Annotated in this window: 16 protein-coding genes; 4 read left to right on the top strand and 12 right to left on the bottom strand. The window is 65.9% G+C overall.

Annotated features, from left to right (window positions below; translation table 11 throughout):
* Positions 1 to 6: 6 nt before the first annotated feature.
* Genes folK through IE116_RS09350 form a run of 5 tightly spaced genes read right to left on the bottom strand, consistent with a single transcriptional unit; the run spans position 7 to position 4,492 of the window.
* A complete protein-coding gene (gene folK, locus IE116_RS09370; protein ID WP_189611813.1) occupies positions 7 to 555 on the bottom strand; it encodes a 2-amino-4-hydroxy-6-hydroxymethyldihydropteridine diphosphokinase in 549 nt (182 codons plus the stop codon).
* Between the two features lie 15 nt (positions 556 to 570).
* Positions 571 to 1,974 (bottom strand): polynucleotide adenylyltransferase PcnB, encoded by a 1,404-nt coding sequence (gene pcnB / locus IE116_RS09365; protein ID WP_189611811.1) that lies wholly within the window; start codon positions 1,972 to 1,974, stop codon positions 571 to 573.
* Positions 1,971 to 2,660 carry an HAD family hydrolase gene (locus tag IE116_RS09360; RefSeq protein ID WP_189611809.1) on the bottom strand — a complete coding sequence of 230 codons (690 nt, stop codon included), beginning with the start codon at positions 2,658 to 2,660 and terminating at the stop codon, positions 1,971 to 1,973. Before IE116_RS09360 ends, pcnB begins: the two co-directional genes overlap by 4 nt.
* Positions 2,657 to 3,385, bottom strand: a complete 729-nt coding sequence (gene hda / locus IE116_RS09355; RefSeq protein ID WP_189611807.1) for a DnaA regulatory inactivator Hda — start codon at positions 3,383 to 3,385, stop codon at positions 2,657 to 2,659. Before hda ends, IE116_RS09360 begins: the two co-directional genes overlap by 4 nt.
* A 48-nt stretch (positions 3,386 to 3,433) precedes the next feature.
* The gene (locus IE116_RS09350) at positions 3,434 to 4,492 is read right to left on the bottom strand and encodes an AI-2E family transporter (protein WP_189611805.1); all 1,059 of its coding nucleotides are present in this window, start codon (positions 4,490 to 4,492) and stop codon (positions 3,434 to 3,436) included.
* A 115-nt stretch (positions 4,493 to 4,607) separates the two neighbouring features.
* Between IE116_RS09350 and purM the strand changes: the two genes are divergently transcribed.
* Entirely contained in the window at positions 4,608 to 5,657 is a 1,050-nt protein-coding gene (purM, locus tag IE116_RS09345; RefSeq protein ID WP_189611803.1) for a phosphoribosylformylglycinamidine cyclo-ligase, read from the top strand.
* Positions 5,658 to 5,771: 114 nt separating this feature from the next.
* On the opposite strand, the gene IE116_RS09340 is transcribed toward purM, so the two are convergent.
* On the bottom strand, positions 5,772 to 6,650 hold the full coding sequence (locus tag IE116_RS09340; protein WP_189614536.1) for a LysR family transcriptional regulator: 879 nt from the start codon (positions 6,648 to 6,650) through the stop codon (positions 5,772 to 5,774).
* Positions 6,651 to 6,754: 104 nt separating this feature from the next.
* Here IE116_RS09340 and IE116_RS09335 point away from each other — a divergent pair, with 104 nt between their 5' ends.
* The gene (locus IE116_RS09335) at positions 6,755 to 7,879 is read left to right on the top strand and encodes a mandelate racemase/muconate lactonizing enzyme family protein (protein WP_189611801.1); all 1,125 of its coding nucleotides are present in this window, start codon (positions 6,755 to 6,757) and stop codon (positions 7,877 to 7,879) included.
* A gap of 6 nt (positions 7,880 to 7,885) precedes the next feature.
* Here the strand turns inward: IE116_RS09335 and hisC are convergent, their stop codons facing one another.
* The 3 genes from hisC to mutL all read right to left on the bottom strand — a co-directional run bounded on the left by hisC (position 7,886) and on the right by mutL (position 12,229).
* Positions 7,886 to 8,941 carry a histidinol-phosphate transaminase gene (gene hisC, locus IE116_RS09330; protein WP_189611799.1) on the bottom strand — a complete coding sequence of 352 codons (1,056 nt, stop codon included), beginning with the start codon at positions 8,939 to 8,941 and terminating at the stop codon, positions 7,886 to 7,888.
* A 143-nt stretch (positions 8,942 to 9,084) separates the two neighbouring features.
* Positions 9,085 to 10,002: a tRNA (adenosine(37)-N6)-dimethylallyltransferase MiaA gene (miaA, locus tag IE116_RS09325; protein ID WP_189614535.1), complete on the bottom strand. Its 918-nt coding sequence runs from the start codon at positions 10,000 to 10,002 to the stop codon at positions 9,085 to 9,087.
* 55 nt (positions 10,003 to 10,057) lie between these two features.
* A complete protein-coding gene (gene mutL, locus IE116_RS09320; RefSeq protein ID WP_189611796.1) occupies positions 10,058 to 12,229 on the bottom strand; it encodes a DNA mismatch repair endonuclease MutL in 2,172 nt (723 codons plus the stop codon).
* 107 nt (positions 12,230 to 12,336) lie between these two features.
* On the opposite strand from mutL, the gene IE116_RS09315 reads away from it, so the two are divergent.
* The gene (locus IE116_RS09315) at positions 12,337 to 12,993 is read left to right on the top strand and encodes a VTT domain-containing protein (protein WP_189611795.1); all 657 of its coding nucleotides are present in this window, start codon (positions 12,337 to 12,339) and stop codon (positions 12,991 to 12,993) included.
* A gap of 111 nt (positions 12,994 to 13,104) precedes the next feature.
* Here IE116_RS09315 and IE116_RS09310 read toward each other — a convergent pair whose 3' ends face one another.
* Both IE116_RS09310 and tsaE read right to left on the bottom strand, forming a co-directional pair.
* Positions 13,105 to 14,592, bottom strand: a complete 1,488-nt coding sequence (locus IE116_RS09310; RefSeq protein WP_189614534.1) for an N-acetylmuramoyl-L-alanine amidase — start codon at positions 14,590 to 14,592, stop codon at positions 13,105 to 13,107.
* A gap of 80 nt (positions 14,593 to 14,672) precedes the next feature.
* Positions 14,673 to 15,155, bottom strand: a complete 483-nt coding sequence (tsaE, locus tag IE116_RS09305; RefSeq protein ID WP_189611792.1) for a tRNA (adenosine(37)-N6)-threonylcarbamoyltransferase complex ATPase subunit type 1 TsaE — start codon at positions 15,153 to 15,155, stop codon at positions 14,673 to 14,675.
* A gap of 43 nt (positions 15,156 to 15,198) precedes the next feature.
* Here tsaE and queG point away from each other — a divergent pair, with 43 nt between their 5' ends.
* Positions 15,199 to 16,353, top strand: a complete 1,155-nt coding sequence (queG, locus tag IE116_RS09300) for a tRNA epoxyqueuosine(34) reductase QueG (RefSeq protein WP_189614533.1) — start codon at positions 15,199 to 15,201, stop codon at positions 16,351 to 16,353.
* Here the strand turns inward: queG and IE116_RS09295 are convergent.
* Complete coding sequence (locus IE116_RS09295; protein WP_308428224.1) at positions 16,322 to 17,158, bottom strand: AEC family transporter; 837 nt, start codon at positions 17,156 to 17,158, stop codon at positions 16,322 to 16,324. The two genes, queG and IE116_RS09295, sit on opposite strands and share 32 nt — an antisense overlap.
* Positions 17,159 to 17,191 lie beyond the last annotated feature (33 nt).

The raw sequence follows: 17,191 nt of genomic DNA, 5'->3' as shown, positions 1-17,191 counted from the left end.
GGTCGCTCAAAGCGCCACGACGTCCTGCGCGGCACATGCCCGCAGCAGGCTCGTCACATCGCCTTGTGGCAGGCGCAAGCTCGGATCCAGGTCGCATAATGGCGCCAGCACGAAACCGCGTTCATGCATGCGCGGGTGTGGAATCACCAGCCGCGGCGTGTCCATGACGACGTCATCGAACAGCAGCAGGTCCAGGTCCAGGGTGCGGGGCGCGTTGCGATACGGCCGCTCGCGGCCGTGGGTGGTCTCGATGCGTTGCAGGGTATCAAGCAGGGCAAGCGGGTCGAGGGTGGTGAGCACGCGGGCCGCGGCGTTGAGGTACGGCGGCCCGCTGGAGTCGACGGGCGCGGTGCGAAAGAAGCGCGACACCGTCACCGCCGCGATGCCGTCGGCGTGCGTCAGGTCCTGCACGGCGGCCTGCAGCGTGGCCAGGGCATCGCCCAGGTTTGCGCCCAGGCCGATCCATGCAATGTGCGCGCCAGCCCGGCCGGGCGCCGCGTCTGGTCCACTGCCAGCGGGCGCCTTGCCGGTGCCAATCGATGGCGATTCAGCCATCCACCCGCCCACCCGTCATTCCGCGGCGGGTGCGGCGCCGCCCGAGTCCGGGCCGGCCGATTCGGCGCGGGGCTTGTTGTTGCTGCGGCGCTTGCGACGCGGCTTGGTCGATGCTTCGCCGGCCGGGCGCGGCTGGCGGGCGGCGTCATCCAGCATGGCGGCACGGGTCGAATCGTCGGCGTCGGCCAGATCCATCCACCACTGCGCCAGGTCGCTGTCGACTTCGCCCGCGGCGGCGCGCAGGTGCAGGAAGTCGCACGCGGCGCGAAAGCGCGGCTGCTCGATCATGCGCCAGGCCGTCTTGCCCAGGCGGCGCTCGAACCGCGGCTGCATGAACCAGATCTCGCGCATGTCCGACACAAAGCGCCGCTGGATCGCCAGCTTTTCGGTCTGGTCATCCAGCACGGAATCGACCGCCAGGCCCAGCGCCTGCATCGGCACTTCGCCCTGTTCGCGAAACTGCATCCACCGCACATGCACCTGTTGCCAGAGCAGGGCGGCGAACAGGAAGCTGGGGCTGACCGACTTGCCGGCGCGCACGCGCTGGTCGGTGCGCTCCAGCGCCAGTTCCACAAAACGTTCGCCACCGGGCTGGTCCAGCACGACGTCAAGCAGCGGCAGCATGCCCTTGTGCAGGCCCTGTTTCTGCAGCTGGCGCAGACAGTTCATGGCGTGCCCGCAGGTCAGCATCTTGAGCATTTCGTCGAACAGGCGCGATGCCGGCACGTTCTCGATCAGGCCCGCCATCTCGCGGATCGGCGCCAGCGTGGCCGGAGCCATCGTGCACTCCAGCTTGGCGGCAAACCGCATGCCGCGCAGCATTCGCACCGGGTCTTCGCGATAGCGTTTGGCCGCATCGCCGATGATGCTGACGGTGCGGTTCTTCAGGTCGGCCACGCCGTTGTGGTAGTCGATCACGATCTCGGTCGCGGGATCGTAGTACAGCGCGTTCAACGTGAAATCGCGCCGCGCGGCGTCTTCTTCCAGCGTGCCGAACACGTTGTCGCGCAGGATGCGTCCGTGTTCGTCGGTGGTCTGTTCTATCGAACTGGCTGCGCGGAAGGTCGAGGTCTCGATGATTTCCTGGCCGAACACCACATGCACCAGACGGAAGCGCCGGCCAATGATGCGGGCGCGGCGAAACAGCGGCTGGATCTGCTCGGGTGTCGCGTTGGTCGCGATGTCGAAGTCCTTGGGCTGGGCGCCCGCAATCAGGTCACGGACCGCGCCACCGACGATGTAGGCTTCAAAGCCTGCTTCGTGCAGCGTGTCGCAGACTTTGATGGCGTGGCGCGAGACCAGCCGGCGATCGATGCCATGCTGGCTTTGCGGCACACGCAAGGGCGCGTGCCGCTTGATGCCCAGGATCGGACGCGCGGCGCGCGGCGAAAACAGCTTGCTGATGAGTTTTCTGATCATGCGAACAAATCCGTGATGCGCCAGTTCCGTTCTTGCGCCAGCGCGCGCAGAGTGGGCGAGGGGTTGGTCGCGACCGGCGTGGTCACCACCTCAAGCAGCGGGACATCGTTCATGGAGTCGCTGTAGAAGACCGACTCGTCGAACGAGGCGAGGTCTCGGCCCAACGTTTTCAGCCAGGCGTCGAGCCGGGTCACCTTGCCCTCGCGAAAGCACGCGGTGCCGACGAAACGTCCAGTGTAGCGGCCGTTCACATATTCGGGGTCGGTGGCCAGCAGATGGGTAATGCCGAAGGCACGCACGATGGGCCCGACCACGAACGAGTTGGTCGACGTCGCCACCACGCACAGGTCGCCGGCTTCAAGGTGGTTGCGCACCAGCGCGATGGCCTGCGGCGTGATGGCAGGCCGGATTACCTCGGCCATGAACGTCTCGTGCCATCGGGCAAGGTCGTAGGGGGTGTTGCGCGCCAGCATCCCCAGCATGAACTCGGCCGATTCGGTGGCGGACAGCTTGCCCTCGTCATACCGCTGCATGATGGCGTCGTTGGTGGCGCGGGCCTTGGCCGGATCGCCGTTATGACCATTGCGGGCCAGAAAATCGGCCCAGTGATAGTCGCTGTCCAGCGGCAACAGGGTGTGGTCCAGGTCGAACAGCGCGAGCCGGGTGGGCGCTTGGGTAGGAGTCATGACAACGTCGGTGGAGAAAAATCGGGGTTGGAGGGTTCGGGCTGCTCGGCCAGCATGGCGCGCAACAGCGGAACGGTGATGGGGCGCTTGGCCGCCAGGGAGTATCGATCGAGGGCGTCGACCAGGGCAGACAGGCGCCGCATGTCGCGATCGAAGTGGGTGATGACCCAGTTCAGGACGTCCGGGGCCAGCTGCATGCCCCGGCTGGCCGCCTGCCGGCCCAGCGCCGCCATCTTGTCGGCGTCCGACAGGGCGTCGAGGCGGAACACCAGGTCCCAGCCCAGGCGCGTGCGCAGGTCTTCGCGCAGCTGCATCTGGTGGGGCGCCCGGTCGCCGGCAACGACCAGCGACAAGGCATGTTCGGTGGCGGCCGATTCGCGCCACCGGTTATACAACGCAAACACGCAGGCCTGGCGGGCATCGTCCATGGCATGCAGGTCGTCGATCGCCACGCGCCGCAGCAGGGCGTGGCCGGCATCGCCATCGGCCACGGCCTGGAAGGTCTTGATCGGCGCGTCGTTGTCCAGATAGATGGCGTCCGATGCGTCCGCCACCATCGCCCGCAGCAGGTGCGTGCGTCCCGACGCCGCCGGTCCCCACAGGTACACCGCTCGCCCCGACGGCAAGGCGCGCAGCGCCGCCAGCGCCTCGGCATTCGGGCCGGGCACGTAGTTCTCGAGCGATGGCGCCTGCGCGGGCAGGACGTCGAGTAAGAGCTGCTTCATCGGGCTCTGCAAGGAGGACGTCGGAAAGTGCGGGGCCGCATCATGGGGTCAGGGCGTCTGCCGGTAGAAGTCGCTGCTCAGGTAACCGCGACGCACGCGCCGCAGCGCCACCAGCAAAATCGCGCTGGCCGGCAGCGCCAGCAGCACGCCAAAGAATCCGAAGACCTCGCCAAATACCAGCACGGCCAGCGGGTGCAGGCCGATCCGCTCGCCTACCAGGCGCGGCGTCAGGTAGAAACTTTCCACGGTCTGGCCGATGCCGTAGACCACGGCCACCGCCACCACGCCATAGACGCCATCGAACTGGAGCATTGCCGACACCATGGCAAGGAACAAGCCCAGCGCAAAACCCAGGTAGGGAATGAACACCAGCAGGCCGGTCAACGTGCCGACCGGCAGTGCGCTGTCGAAGCCCGCAATGGCCAGGCCGGCGCTGTACAGCACTGCCAGGATCAGCATAACCAGCAACTGGCCGCGCAGGAACTGCGACATCAGTTCGTCGATCTCGGCCACCATGACGCGGATGCGCAGGTGCCAGCGCCGCGGCACCGCGCGGTCCAGGCGGTCCAGCAAGGGGTGCCAGTCCAGCAGCAGGTAGAACAGCACGAAGGGCGTCAGGAACATGTTGGTGACGAAGTTCAACATCGCGCCGCCGCCCAGCTTGACATAACTGAGGGCAACCGCCGCCATGTCCTGATGGCCGGCCAGCAGATCCTGCGTCAGTTTGCCCAGGCTGTTGGCCGTGACCTTGAGTTCGAGGCCGAACCAGCGCTTGAGCTGCGGCCCGTACGATTCGCGCAGGCGTTCAAGCCACACCGGCAACTGCGCGATGACCTGGGTGACTTCGTGCTGGACGAGCGGCACCAGGATCAGCACTAGAATGATCACGGTCAGGAACAGCCCCGTCATCATGACCAGCACGGCCGCCCAGCGCGGAAACCGGTGCTGTTCCAGCCAATCGACACCCGGCGCGAGCAGATAGCCGAGAATTCCCGCCAGCAGGAAGGGGGTGAGCACCGGCGACAGGAAGTACATCATCAGCAAAAGGGCCAGACCCAACAAAGTCCAGCCCAATGCCTGCAAACGCCGCGTCGGAGTATCGATCATCGTAAAATTATAGCTTTGGGGCGCGTAATAACCGGTATTTTTCGTTTTTCGCGCCCCCGCGCTTCACTCCCGCTTAAACTCGCAGGCGTTCCTTTTCACTTCTTCTGGTTATTCCATGTCCGAACAGCAACCTAGCGCTTCTTCCTTAACCTACCGCGACGCCGGAGTCGATATCGATGCCGGCGACGCCCTGGTCGAGCGCATCAAGCCGCTGGCCAAGCGCACCATGCGCGAAGGCGTGCTGGCGGGCATTGGCGGTTTTGGCGCCCTGTTCGAAGTCCCGAAGAAGTATCGCGAGCCCGTACTGGTGTCCGGCACCGACGGCGTCGGCACCAAGCTGCGCCTGGCCTTTTCGTGGAACAAGCACGACACGGTCGGCATCGATCTGGTCGCCATGAGCGTGAACGACATTCTGGTGCAAGGCGCCGAACCGTTGTTTTTCCTCGACTATTTCGCTTGCGGCCGCCTGTCGGTCGACACCGCCGCCACCGTCATCGGGGGCATTGCCCAGGGTTGCGAGCAGGCCGGCTGCGCCCTGATCGGCGGTGAAACCGCCGAAATGCCCGGCATGTATCCCGACGGCGAATATGATCTGGCCGGTTTTGCGGTCGGCGCGGTCGAAAAGTCACTGGCCATCGACGGCAGCAAGATCCAGCCGGGCGACGTCATCCTGGGCCTGGCGTCCAGCGGCGCCCATTCGAACGGGTATTCGCTGGTGCGCAAGATCATCGACCGCGCCGGCGCCACGCCCGACACGGACTTCCACGGCCAGGCGCTGCGCGACGTCGTGATGGCGCCCACCCGCATCTACGTCAAGCCGGTGCTGCAGGCCATTGCCAGGCACGAGATCAAGGGCCTGGCCCACATTACCGGCGGCGGCCTGCTGGACAACGTGCCGCGCATTCTGCGCCCCGGCCTGAGCGCCACGCTGCACCGCGACGCCTGGAAGATGCCCGAGCTGTTCTCCTGGCTGCAGGCCCAGGGCGGCGTGGCCGACAACGAAATGCACCGCGTCTTCAACTGCGGCATCGGCATGGTGATCGTGGTCGGCGCGCAGGAAGCCGACGCCGTGATCGCCACCTTGCGCGCGGCGGGTGAGACGGTCGATCGCATCGGCGAGATCGTCGACCAGGCTGCTGACGCGCCGCAAACGACCGTGGTGTAGGGCTTTCGCCGGGGAAGGCCGACCGCTGCGGCGGTTCGGACCCGACGCATGAACAACCCGCCACCGGTTTTCCGGGGCGGGTTTTTTGTTGTCCGCGGCTGCCCGTCCTGCCCGCTACCGGGCCGCCGCGATGCCATCCAGGTGGGCATGCAAGGCATCCGCCAGCGGCGATCGCGGCGAGCCCCGCATCCACACCATGCCCACCTTGCGAGACGGACACGGCGCGGGCAGTGGCCATCGGCGCACCCTGGCGTCGGAGGCGCCCAGCAACGGCCAATCGGGCAGCACGGACACGCCAAACCCTTCCGCCACCAACTGCGCGATGTGTTCGATGCCATCCAGTTCGAACTGCACCTTGGGGCGAAGGCCCTGGCGCCGCAGATAGTCATCGGCCATCTTGCCCGCCACCACCTTCCTGTCGTACTGGATGAACGGGTGGCGCGCAATGGTCAGCAGGGGGTCACTGACCCGCATCCGGGATGGCGTCAGCAGCATCAGCGGCTCTTGGCGAATCAGGCTCCACGCGCACGTCTTGGGCAGATCGAACGCCGGATGCACCAGGATCGCCGCGTCCAGGTGGCCGGTCTGCACCCGTTCCAGCAGCAGGGATGACGTGCCGGGCTCGATATAAATCCGGATGTCGGGATAGGCGTGCATCCACCGCCGCATCAACGGCGGCAGCAGTCCCGTCAGCGCCGTGGGCGTGGCCCCCAGCCGCAGGGGGCCGGCAGGCAAGCCGGTATCGGACGCGGCCGAGCGCAGGGTCTGCACGCCTTCCAGCAGTTGCCTTGCGTGATCCACGATCCGCGCGCCCGCCACCGTTGCCTTGACCGTGCGCCCCGCGCGCATCAACAGGCGCGATCCCAGGTCGGCTTCCAGCGCACGGATCTGCTGGGCCACCGTCGTAGGCGCCAGGTCCAGTCGGCGCGCCGCATCGGCAATCGAACCAGACTCGACCACCGTCACGAAGCTTTCAAGAAAACGCATGTCCATAAACACGGATTTTACGTGTTTTGAAACCGGGATCGAGAGGTTTTTCTGCGGGATCGAACGCTGCATAGTGGCGTCATTGCAATCCATTCCCCACAGGAGACACCATGGCGATCATCCAATCCATCGAGGTATGCGTGGCGCGCGTCCCGCTCGACAAAGTGACTTATCTGGCCAACCGTACCGTGACGGACCGCCACTACGGCCTGGTCAAGGTGCGCAGCGCCGACGGCGTGGAAGGCATCGGCTTCTGCTACGTGGGCAACCAGGCGGGCGAGATCTTTCGCGTCGCCGTCGAACAATTGCTGGCCCCTGTCCTGATTGGCCGTGATTCGCTGGCCGTCGAAGGCCTGTGGAAGGACATGTACCAGGAATCCCTGCTGCAAGGCCGGATGGGCACCGTCATGCGCGCACTCAGCGCGCTCGACATTGCGCTATGGGACCTGAACGCCCGCACCGCCAACCTGCCGCTGCACAAATACCTGGGCGCCGTGGAGCTCGACACCGTCCCGGCCTACGCCAGTGGCGGCTACTACGTCGATGGCAAGACGGCGGAACAGCTCGGTGAAGAGATGGCGGGCTTCGTGGAGCTGGGCTTCAAGGCCGTCAAGATGAAGACGGGACGCTTGTCCCCGTCGGGCGAAGAAGCACGCGTGCGTGCCGCGCGCGAGGCGATTGGCGACGATGTCGAACTGATGCTCGATTGCAATAACGGCTGGGTCGACACAGTGCAAGCCATGGAATACCTGCGCCGCATGGAACCGTTCCACCCGTATTTCATCGAAGAGCCCTTCAGCCCCGACGACGTCGAAAGCCATGCGCGCCTGGCCAAGCTGACGCGCATCCCGGTCGCCACCGCCGAGATCGGCTACGGCCGCTGGTACCACAAGCAATTGCTGGACATGGGCGCCGCCGCCATCCTGCAGACCGACGCCGCGGTATGCGGCGGCATCACCGAATTCAAGCGCATCGCCGCCATGGCCGCCGGCTACGGCATCCAGATGTGCCCGCACTGGTTCCACGACGTCCATGCGCCCCTGGTGGCCGCGACACCCAACGCCCGTTATGTCGAGTTCTTCTGGGACGACCAGGTGCTGAATTTCCGCCGCCTGGTCGATCGCCAGCTGGAACACAAGGACGGCCGGGTGATCCTGCACCAGACCCCGGGCCTCGGCTTCAACTTTGATGAGAAGCAGGTCGAGAAATACGGGCGCTGGACGACGGTGGCTTGAGGCGGGCTACAGGATCTGCTTCAACGCCGCGATCAAGGCGCCGCATTCTTCATCGGTACCGACCGTGATGCGCAGGTACTTGTCGATGCGCGGATGCTTGAAGTGCCGCACGATTACCTTGTGCTCGCGCAGGGCGGCGAGCAGGTCGGCGCCGGCGTGGGCCGGGTGCGTGGCGAACACGAAGTTGGCAGCTGACGGAACGACCTCGAAGCCCAGTGACTGCAGATCTTTCGTCAACTGGTCACGCGTGCGGATGATGGCCTGGCAGGTCTGTTCAAAGTAGGCCTTGTCGTCCATCGCGGCGCTGGCGCCGGCAATCGCCAGTCGGTCCAGCGGGTAGGAATTGAAGCTGCTCTTGACGCGTTCCAGACCGGCAATCAGATGCGCCTGGCCGATTGCATATCCGACGCGCAAACCCGCCAGCGAACGGGACTTGGACAACGTCTGCACCACCAGCAGATTCGGAAATTCGGAGACCAGCGGTATGGCTGTCTCGCCGCCGAAATCGACATAGGCTTCATCGACCACGACCACCTGATCCGGATGCGCCGTGAGCAACTTGCGGATGGCGTCCAGGCCCAGCGCCAGACCGGTCGGGGCGTTGGGATTCGGGAAGATGATCGCGCCCGCGTCCTGTCCGTAATCTTCGACGCGGATCGCGAAGTCGTCGGCCAGCGGGATGGTCCGGTAATCGATGCCATACAGCCCGCAATACACCGGGTAGAAGCTGTAGGTGATGTCCGGGAAAAACAGCGGCTTGTCGTGTTTGAGCAGGCCGACGAAGGTGTGCGCCAGGACTTCATCCGAACTGTTGCCCACAAATACCTGGTCCACCGGCACGCCATGGAAACGGGCGACCGCGGCTTTCAGGTCGGTGGCGTCGGGGTCCGGATAGCGGCGCAGCGCGCCATCGGCGGCGGCGCGGATGGCTTCGATCGCGCGCGGCGACGGCGGATAGGGGTTCTCGTTGGTGTTGAGCTTGACCAGCCCGTCAATGCGCGGCTGTTCGCCGGGCACGTAGGGGGTCAGTTGACGGGTGACGTCGCTCCAGAATTTGTCCATGGTGTGTCTTGGCGGTGTGTCTTGAATGTGTTCAGTCTTGGCGGCGGGCCGGCGTGGGTGGACACGTCACCGGGGAGCATAGCAGGCGCAAGGGCAGGCAACGCAGGCTGGGCCATGCAGCGACGGCCGAGATGCCGTCGCGTTCAGGGTGTCTTCATCCAGGGGGCCGCCAGGTCGATCACGCGATCCACCGCATCTGGCGCCAGGCAGTCCACGATGTGCCGGTCGGGCAGGGCGCGCAGCCAGGTGATCTGCCGCTTGGCCAGTTGCCGGGTGGCGGCGATCGACTGGCCGCGCATCTCGGCGCCATGGATCGCGCCTTCCAGGTAGGACCACACCTGGCGATAGCCCACACAGCGGATCGACGGCAGGTCGGGATGCAGTTCGGGCCGTGCGCGCAGCTTGCGCACTTCGTCGACCAGGCCTAGCTCCAGCATCGCGTCAAAGCGTTGTTCGATGCGGGCATGCAGGCCGGCGCGGTCGGCGGGCTCCAGGCTCAGGTTCACGTACCGCCAGGGCGCGGGGTCGGCCTGGGCCTTGCCCTGGGTCAACAGGGACGACATGGGCTGGCCGGTCAGGGCGTGGATCTCCAGCGCCCGCTGCACCCGCTGGCTATCGTTGGGGGACAGGCGGGCGGCAGTCTCAGGATCGATCCGGGCCAGCTCGGCATGCATGGCCGGCCAGCCGATCTCTGCGGCACGGGCGTCCAGTTGCGCGCGGATGACGGCGTCGCCTTGCGGCAAGGTGTCCAGGCCATCGCGCAGCGCCTTGAAGTACATCATGGTCCCGCCTGCCAGCAGCGGGACGCGGCCACGCGCGCGAATTTCGGCAATCAGCGCCAGCGTGTCGCTGCGGAAGTGGCCGGCAGAATAGCTGTCGGCCGGGTCGCGGATGTCCAGCAGATGCTGGGGTACCTGCGCACGTTCCTCCAGGCTGGGTTTGGCCGTGCCGATGTCCATGCCGCGATAGATCGTGGCCGAGTCGACGTTGATGATCTCGATCGGCCAGCGCGCCGCCAGCGCCAGCGTGGCCGCGCTCTTGCCGGCCGCGGTCGGGCCCATCAGGCACAAGATGGCAGGGGCATCCGCAGCGTCCCGATCGTCAGTCACCACCGGATCACCGCCCACGCAGAAACAACCGGTCCAAGTCCGCGACGCTCAATTGCACCCACGTTGGCCGGCCGTGATTGCACTGGTCGGCGCGCTCGGTCGCTTCCATCTGCCGCAACAGGGCATTCATCTCGTCATGGGTCAGGCGGCGGTTGGCGCGCACCGCACCGTGGCAGGCCATGGTCGCCAGCAGTTCGTTGCGCTGCTCGGTCAAGAGGCGCGATGCGCCCACCTCGGCAAAATCCCGCAGCACGTCTCGCGCCAGCGTTTCGATGTCGGCCTGCGCCAGCACGGCAGGCACGGCGCGCACGGCAATCGATGCCGGACCGGCAGGGCGCAGTTCAAAGCCCAGCGCGGCCAGGGGCTCGGTGTGCTCTTCAACGATGGCTACGTCTTTTTCAGACGCCCGGAACACCACCGGCACCAGCAACTGCTGCTGCGGAATCATCTGGCCATCCAGGGCATTCTTGAGCTGTTCATAAACGATACGTTCGTGCGCCGCATGCATGTCCACCACGACCATGCCGCGATCGTTCTGTGCAAGCACGTAGATGCCATGCAGTTGCGCCACGGCCATCCCCAGGGGATGCTCGACGCCTTCCGGCAAGGTGCGCGACTGGGCCGCGATGCGATCCAGCGCCGACGTGGCGGCGGGCACCCCCAGCGGCATGACATAAGGCGTGCCAGAGGACGCACCGTCCGCCAGCCTGGCATCCGAGCCATACGCAAGGGGCCCCGGGGGCATCTGCTCGCCATCGAGTCTCTGCCCATCGTCGCCGTAGGCCGGACCCGCCGGCGCGCCGGTCAGGGGCTCATGCAGCGCCATCAGGCGATCGCCCAGGGCAGACGGGTAGCCGGGGGCGCGATACGCGGGTCGATAGCCTGGCGCCTGTCCGCTGGCCCCAGGCGTTGCGTCGGCAGGACCGCTTTCGGCAGTGCCCAAGTAGCCGCCGTTGCTGACTGCTGCGCCGTCATGCAGCCGGAATGGCAATTGCGATGCCGTGGCGGCGGGCGCAGGCACAGTCGTGCCCGACAGCGCATAACCTACGGCGTCACTGCCCGCTAATCCTGCAGCGGCGCCGCGCGCCGTACCACCATCCATGCCGTCCCCGGCTGCGCGGGGCAGACCGCCGCCGGTGCCATCCGACGAAGCCGCCGCAGCACCCGCCCCTGGCGCGGCCGACCCTACCGCCGACCCCGCCGCGTGCGCCAGCGTCTGCCCGATCGCATGCGACACAAAGCGGTACACCGCGCCACTCTCGCGGAAACGGACTTCATGCTTGGCCGGATGCACGTTGACGTCGACTGCCGACGGCTCGATATCCAGGAACAGCACATACGCGGGCTGCCGGTCGCCGTGCAGCACGTCGGCATACGCCGTGCGCAGGGCATGGCTGACCGTGCGGTCCCGCACGAACCGTCCGTTCACATACAGGTATTGCTTGTCGGCCCGCGCACGCGATGCCGTGGGCCGGCAGATCACGCCGTGCAGCTGGATCGCGCCCGATTCCACGCTGACTGGCAGCCCGGTCTGCGCGAATTCCGGCCCCAGCACGTCGTACACCCGCGCCACCGGCCGCGCCGGCAGGCGCTGCTGATGCGCCCGGTCGTGATGGAACAGCCGGAAGGCAATGCCGCTGTGCGCCAGCGCAATCCGTTCAAAGGCCTCCACACAATGGCCGAACTCGGTTCCTTCGGATTTCAGGAACTTGCGGCGCGCCGGGACCGAATCGAACAACTGCCGCACGTCGATCGTGGTGCCCGGGGGGCCGGACGCGGGCGACACCTCGCCGTCCTCCCATTGCCAGGCGTGCGGACTGTCGGGCGTGCGGGAGATCAGGGACAGCCGCGACACCGACGCAATCGACGCCAGGGCCTCGCCCCGGAATCCCATGGATGCCACCGATTCCAGTTCATGCAAGGATGCGACCTTGCTGGTGGCGTGCCGGGCAATGGCCAGCGGCAGTTCGTCGGGCGGGATGCCGCTGCCGTCGTCGGTGACCGCAATGCGCCGGATGCCGCCGCCTTCCAGCCGCACGTCGATCGCCCGCGCGCCGGCATCGATGGCGTTCTCCATCAGCTCTTTCAGCACGGAGGCGGGACGCTCGATCACTTCGCCAGCGGCGATCTGGCTGACAAGGAGGTCGGGGAGGGGGGCGATGGCGCGGCGGAGAGACATAAGGCGGATTATAAGTGTTCGTACTGTCGGCTATAGTGCCCTGTTCCTGCGTGGTCCCTCCGTAAGCTGCGCGCCGTCCCACCGTTCGTTCTTACCTGCCGAGACCTATGCTTGAATTTTTGAACATGCTGCTCCACATCGACAAGTCCCTGGGCATCTGGATTGCCGAATACGGCGCCTGGATCTACCTGGTGCTCTTCCTGATCATTTTCGGGGAGACGGGTTTCGTGGTGCTGCCTTTCCTGCCGGGGGATTCGCTGCTGTTCATCGCCGGGGCCTTCGCCGCGACCGGCGCGATGGACCTGTGGCTGCTGATCGTCCTACTGCTGGTGGCCGCCATCGGGGGCAACACGCTCAACTACATGATCGGGCGGGCGATAGGGCCAAAGGTGTTCTCTCAGAACATACGTTTCCTGGACCGCAAGGCGCTCACCAAGACCCACGCCTTCTACGAGAAGCACGGCGGCAAGACGCTGGTGCTGGCGCGGTTCCTGCCGGTGGTGCGCACCTTTGCACCATTCGTGGCGGGCGTCGGCTACATGAACTTTGCACGCTTCCAGTTCTTCAACGTCGTCGGCGCGCTGACCTGGGTGCTGCTGCTTGTGTTCGGTGGCTACTTCTTCGGCAACCTGCCGCTGGTGCGCGAGCACCTGAACACCATCGTGCTGATCGGCATGGCGGCTGCCATCGTTCCGGTGGTGCTGGGCGGCATCTGGAAGCTGACATCGGGCATGCGCAAGAAGGGTGACGCTTCCGCGCCCTGATCCATCGCGCATCAACACAAAAAAGCCCCTCGGCTTGCGCCAGAGGGGCTTTTTTTGGCCTGCTTCTTTGGGGGACTGCCAGATCGCGGTCCGATCTGACTCACTAGCCGATCAGGTCAGCTTGTTCTTGGCCAGCGGCGGATTCTTGGCGAAATAACGCTGGATCCCCTGCATGATGGCCGTGGCCATCGAATCCTGGTAGTCGCCGTCCTTCAGCCGCTTTTCTTCTTCCGGATTGCTGATGAAGGCCGTTTCGATCAGGATCGACGGGATGTCCGGCGCCTTCAGCACCGCAAAGCTCGCCTGTTCCACCTTGGCCTTGTGCAGCTTGTTGATGTTGGACAACTCGTCCAGCACCGCGCTGCCCAGCTTGAGCGAATCGTTGATCTGCGCCGTGGTTGAGAGGTCCAGCAGCACGCGGGCAATCTGCTTGTCTTGCGTGCCGATGTTGATCCCGCCAATCAGGTCGGCCGAGTTTTCCTTGTTGGCCAGCCACCGCGCTGCGCTGCTGCTGGCGCCGCCTTCGGACAGCGCAAACACCGACGAACCGCGGGCATCGGGCTTGATCCAGGCATCGGCGTGCACCGACACGAACAGGTCGGCCTGCACCCGGCGCGCCTTTTCGACCCGCACATGCAGCGGCACGAAGAAGTCGCCGTCACGGGTCAGCATGGCGCGCATGTTGGGCTGCTGGTCGATCCGCGCCTTGAGCATGCGCGCGATCTTCAGGACGACGTCCTTTTCGCGCGTGCCGCCTGCACCCACGGCGCCGGGGTCTTCGCCCCCATGGCCGGGGTCCAGCGCCACGGTGATCATGCGGGACACATTGGGTGAATACGGACGCGTGTTGCGTCCGCCCTGGGAGCGGGAGGGCAGGGTTGCGGTCGGCATGTTGTCGGCCGCTTGCGGCGGGTTGATCACCGGACCGTTGGCCATCGCGCCGCCGGCGTTGCCGCCCAGGCCAGCGCCGCCGCCCATGCCGCCAGGCGCGTTCGCCATGCCGCTGCCACTGGCGCCGCCACCGGTGCCCGGGGCCGGGATGCCATCGTCACCCGGCACCTTGACGCCATCGCTGCCCGGCACCTTCATGCCGTCGCCATCAGGATCCTTGCCAATGTTCTTCAGGATCCGCGCCATGGGATCCTCGGTTTCCTTGTCGGCCAGGGCCAGCAAGGGGTCCCGTTCCATCTTGGGATACAGGTCCAGCACCAGGCGGTGGTGGTAATCCCCCACCGGCTTGAGCGTGAACACCTGCGGCGCCGTTTCCTGCTTCAGGTCCATGACCAGGCGCACCACGTTCGGCCGGTTCTGCCCGGCGCGCAAGGCCGAAATGAAAGGATCGTCGGGACGCACCTTGGACACCAGTTCGCGCAGGGTGGCGTTCATGCCGACACCTTCGATGTCGACCACCAGCCGGTGCGGGTTGGCCAGCACGAAGTGTTCGGTCTTGAGTTCGGTATCGAGTTCGAGGGTCACGCGCGTGTAGTCGGGCGCGGGCCACAGGCGGACGGCGAGCAGGGTCGCGGCGCGCGCGGCCGTCGGAATCAATGGCACGAACAGCGTGGCCGCCAGACCGGCGACCAGCCGCCGCCGCGACATGCCGCGGGTCGGGATCGCCTGCGCATCGTCATAGCACGGCACATCGCCGCCCGAAGGCGGCACGGAGTCATCCGCGATGCTCAAGGCGCCGCGGCGTCGGAAAATAGGTGTCTCAGCCATGCCTGCCCTCGTGCGGTGTACGCCGTCAACGTCACACCGCGTCCTGCGCCTTCATGCGCCAACGCGACATTCAGGTCGGGGACCGGAAGTGCGTTGCCCGCACGCTCTGCCCACTCGATGAGCACCAGGGCATCATCTCGCAAGGCATCGCGGAATCCGGCGTCGAGCCACTCGCGTGGGTCGGTAAATCGATAAAAATCAAAGTGATAGCAGTATAAGTTCGAAACTTTGTAAGGTTCAACTAGCGTGAAGGTGGGACTTTTGATTCGACCTGTAACGCCTGCTTTACGCAACAGTGCCCGGGCAAAGGCGGTCTTGCCCGCGCCCAGGTCGCCTTCCAGGTGGATGCGTCCTCCGTCCATGACCAATGGGGCCAGCGATTCCGCCAGCCGATCGGTGTCCGTTTCGTCAGGCAGATAGCCTGTGTGGACGAGCGGCGTCATGGTGCAGCGTCCCGCCCGGGCCGCGCTCGGCTACCATCGCAATATGTCATCGTTTTCTCCTTCTACAGCGGCTTCCCCCGGGCTGCCCGACCCCGCCGCGCTGGTCGAACAGGTCCGTATATGGGGCCGGGAACTGGGTTTTGGCGCCGTCGGCATCGCGGATCTGGATCTGCAGGATGCCGGCGCCCGGCTGCGCCAGTGGGTCGAAGCCGGCATGCACGGCGAAATGGATTATATGGAGCGCCACCTGCCCGTGCGGCTGGCGCCCCAGGAACTCGTGCCGGGCGCACGGTCGGCGATCATGGTCCGCCTGGACTACGCGCCCGCCTCGGGCGCCGACCTGGCGCGCCGTCAGCAGCAAGCGCTTGCTGACGGCGAAACGGCTGTCATGGCCAGTTACGCGCTGGGGCGGGATTACCACAAGGTGTTGCGCCAGAAGCTACAGAAGCTGGCCGACCGGATCACCGAGGCAATCGGACCCTTTGGCTATCGCGCGTTTACGGACTCCGCACCGTTGATGGAGGTCGAGCTGGCCCGCAAGGCGGGTATCGGCTGGCGCGGCAAGCACACACTTCTGTTGTCGCGGGAGGGCAGCTGGTTCTTCTTGGGAGAAATCCTGACCGACCTTCCGCTGCCTGCCGATGACGCCCGCACGCCCCACTGCGGCAACTGCCGGCGCTGTATCACCGCCTGTCCAACCCAGGCCATCGTCGCGCCCTACGTGCTGGACGCGCGCCGCTGCATCTCCTACCTGACCATCGAATTGAAGGGCAGCATTCCGGAAGACCTGCGTCCGCTGATCGGTACGCGGGTGTACGGCTGCGACGATTGCCAGACCGCCTGTCCGTGGAACAAGTACGCGCAGGTGTCGGCGGAACCGGGCTTTGCGCCGCGCCACGGGCTGGAAGCGTCCTCACTGATCGATCTGTTTGCCTGGACGCCAGCGCAGTTCGACCAGCGCACGCAAGGCAGCGCCATCCGGCGTGTGGGCCATGAACGGTGGCTACGCAATATCGCGGTCGGGCTGGGCAACGCCAGGCCATCACCCGCCGTGCGCGCGGCCTTGCTCAGCCGCGCGGATGACCCGAGCGAACTGGTGCGCGAACACGTTCAGTGGGCGCTTGCTGCCCTGGACCGGCGTGAACGCGAAGCCGAGCAAGCGCTTGCTACAGCAGTGCCTGCATCCACAACGGAATAGTCACTACCGACAGCACGGTACTGGCCGAGATCAGCAATGCCACGATTTCCCCCTGGCCGCCCATTCTTGCCGCCAGCACGTAGGCGCTGGACGCCGTGGGCAGGGCGCCGAACAGCAGGAGCATCTGCCGTTCGACCAGCGTCAGCGGCAGCAGCAGTCCGAGTGCCAACGCGACCAGCGGCAGCAGCAACAGGCGCACCACCAGGATCCAGTTGATCAGCTTGAGGTTGTCCCGCGCGCCCCCCAACGCCAGCGCCGCGCCTACGCAGAGGATGCCCAGCGTGATGGCGGTGGAGCCCAGGCGTGACATCAACGCATCCACCGGACCGGGAAGGCTGAAGCCGGCCAGGTTGTACAGCACCCCCGCCACGGTCGAGAGCAGCAACGGATTGCGGATCAGTTCGCCAAACAGATTGCTCTTGGCGTGCCGCGCCAGCGCATAGACCGCCATGGCGTTGGCCAGCGGCACCGAAAACCCGATCAGCAGGGCCATGGCGCTCAGGCCCGCTTCACCGGCCAGGCGGGTGGCCAGCGCCAGCGCAATGTAGGAATTGAATCGAAAGCCGCACTGCACGGCCGATGCAAACGCCTGGCCGTCGGGTTTGAGCACCGGCCAGGCGAGCCACGAGAGCAGGGCGCCAATCAGCATCATGGCGGCCGCTGCCCAGATCATGGTGGCGGCGGTTTCCAGCTGGATCGGGGTGCGTACGATCGACTGGAACAGCAGCGCCGGAAACAGCACGTAGTAGACGAGGCGCTCGGTCCCGGTAAAAAATTCGGCACTGAAGTGGAGCTTTCTGCGCAAAAACCAGCCAATCGCAATCAGGAGGAAGTCCGG

It is taken from the genome of Pigmentiphaga litoralis (genome assembly GCF_014651835.1).
Taxonomy (GTDB): Bacteria; Pseudomonadota; Gammaproteobacteria; order Burkholderiales; family Burkholderiaceae_B; genus Pigmentiphaga; species Pigmentiphaga litoralis.
This window is presented reverse-complemented; position numbering and strand designations above follow the sequence as displayed.

Coding starts and splice junctions, on each gene's coding strand:
- hda (WP_189611807.1), bottom strand. CDS start 3,385: ATGAAGCAGCTCTTACTCGACGTCCTGCCCGCGCAGGCGCCATCGCTC.
- IE116_RS09360 (WP_189611809.1), bottom strand. CDS start 2,660: ATGACTCCTACCCAAGCGCCCACCCGGCTCGCGCTGTTCGACCTGGAC.
- IE116_RS09350 (WP_189611805.1), bottom strand. CDS start 4,492: ATGATCGATACTCCGACGCGGCGTTTGCAGGCATTGGGCTGGACTTTG.
- tsaE (WP_189611792.1), bottom strand. CDS start 15,155: ATGACGCCGCTCGTCCACACAGGCTATCTGCCTGACGAAACGGACACC.
- purM (WP_189611803.1), top strand. CDS start 4,608: ATGTCCGAACAGCAACCTAGCGCTTCTTCCTTAACCTACCGCGACGCC.
- IE116_RS09315 (WP_189611795.1), top strand. CDS start 12,337: ATGCTTGAATTTTTGAACATGCTGCTCCACATCGACAAGTCCCTGGGC.
- IE116_RS09335 (WP_189611801.1), top strand. CDS start 6,755: ATGGCGATCATCCAATCCATCGAGGTATGCGTGGCGCGCGTCCCGCTC.
- folK (WP_189611813.1), bottom strand. CDS start 555: ATGGCTGAATCGCCATCGATTGGCACCGGCAAGGCGCCCGCTGGCAGT.
- queG (WP_189614533.1), top strand. CDS start 15,199: ATGTCATCGTTTTCTCCTTCTACAGCGGCTTCCCCCGGGCTGCCCGAC.
- IE116_RS09340 (WP_189614536.1), bottom strand. CDS start 6,650: ATGGACATGCGTTTTCTTGAAAGCTTCGTGACGGTGGTCGAGTCTGGT.
- IE116_RS09310 (WP_189614534.1), bottom strand. CDS start 14,592: ATGTCGCGGCGGCGGCTGGTCGCCGGTCTGGCGGCCACGCTGTTCGTG.
- miaA (WP_189614535.1), bottom strand. CDS start 10,002: ATGGGCCCGACCGCGGCCGGCAAGAGCGCGGCCACGCTGGCGCTGGCG.
- mutL (WP_189611796.1), bottom strand. CDS start 12,229: ATGTCTCTCCGCCGCGCCATCGCCCCCCTCCCCGACCTCCTTGTCAGC.
- hisC (WP_189611799.1), bottom strand. CDS start 8,941: ATGGACAAATTCTGGAGCGACGTCACCCGTCAACTGACCCCCTACGTG.
- pcnB (WP_189611811.1), bottom strand. CDS start 1,974: ATGATCAGAAAACTCATCAGCAAGCTGTTTTCGCCGCGCGCCGCGCGT.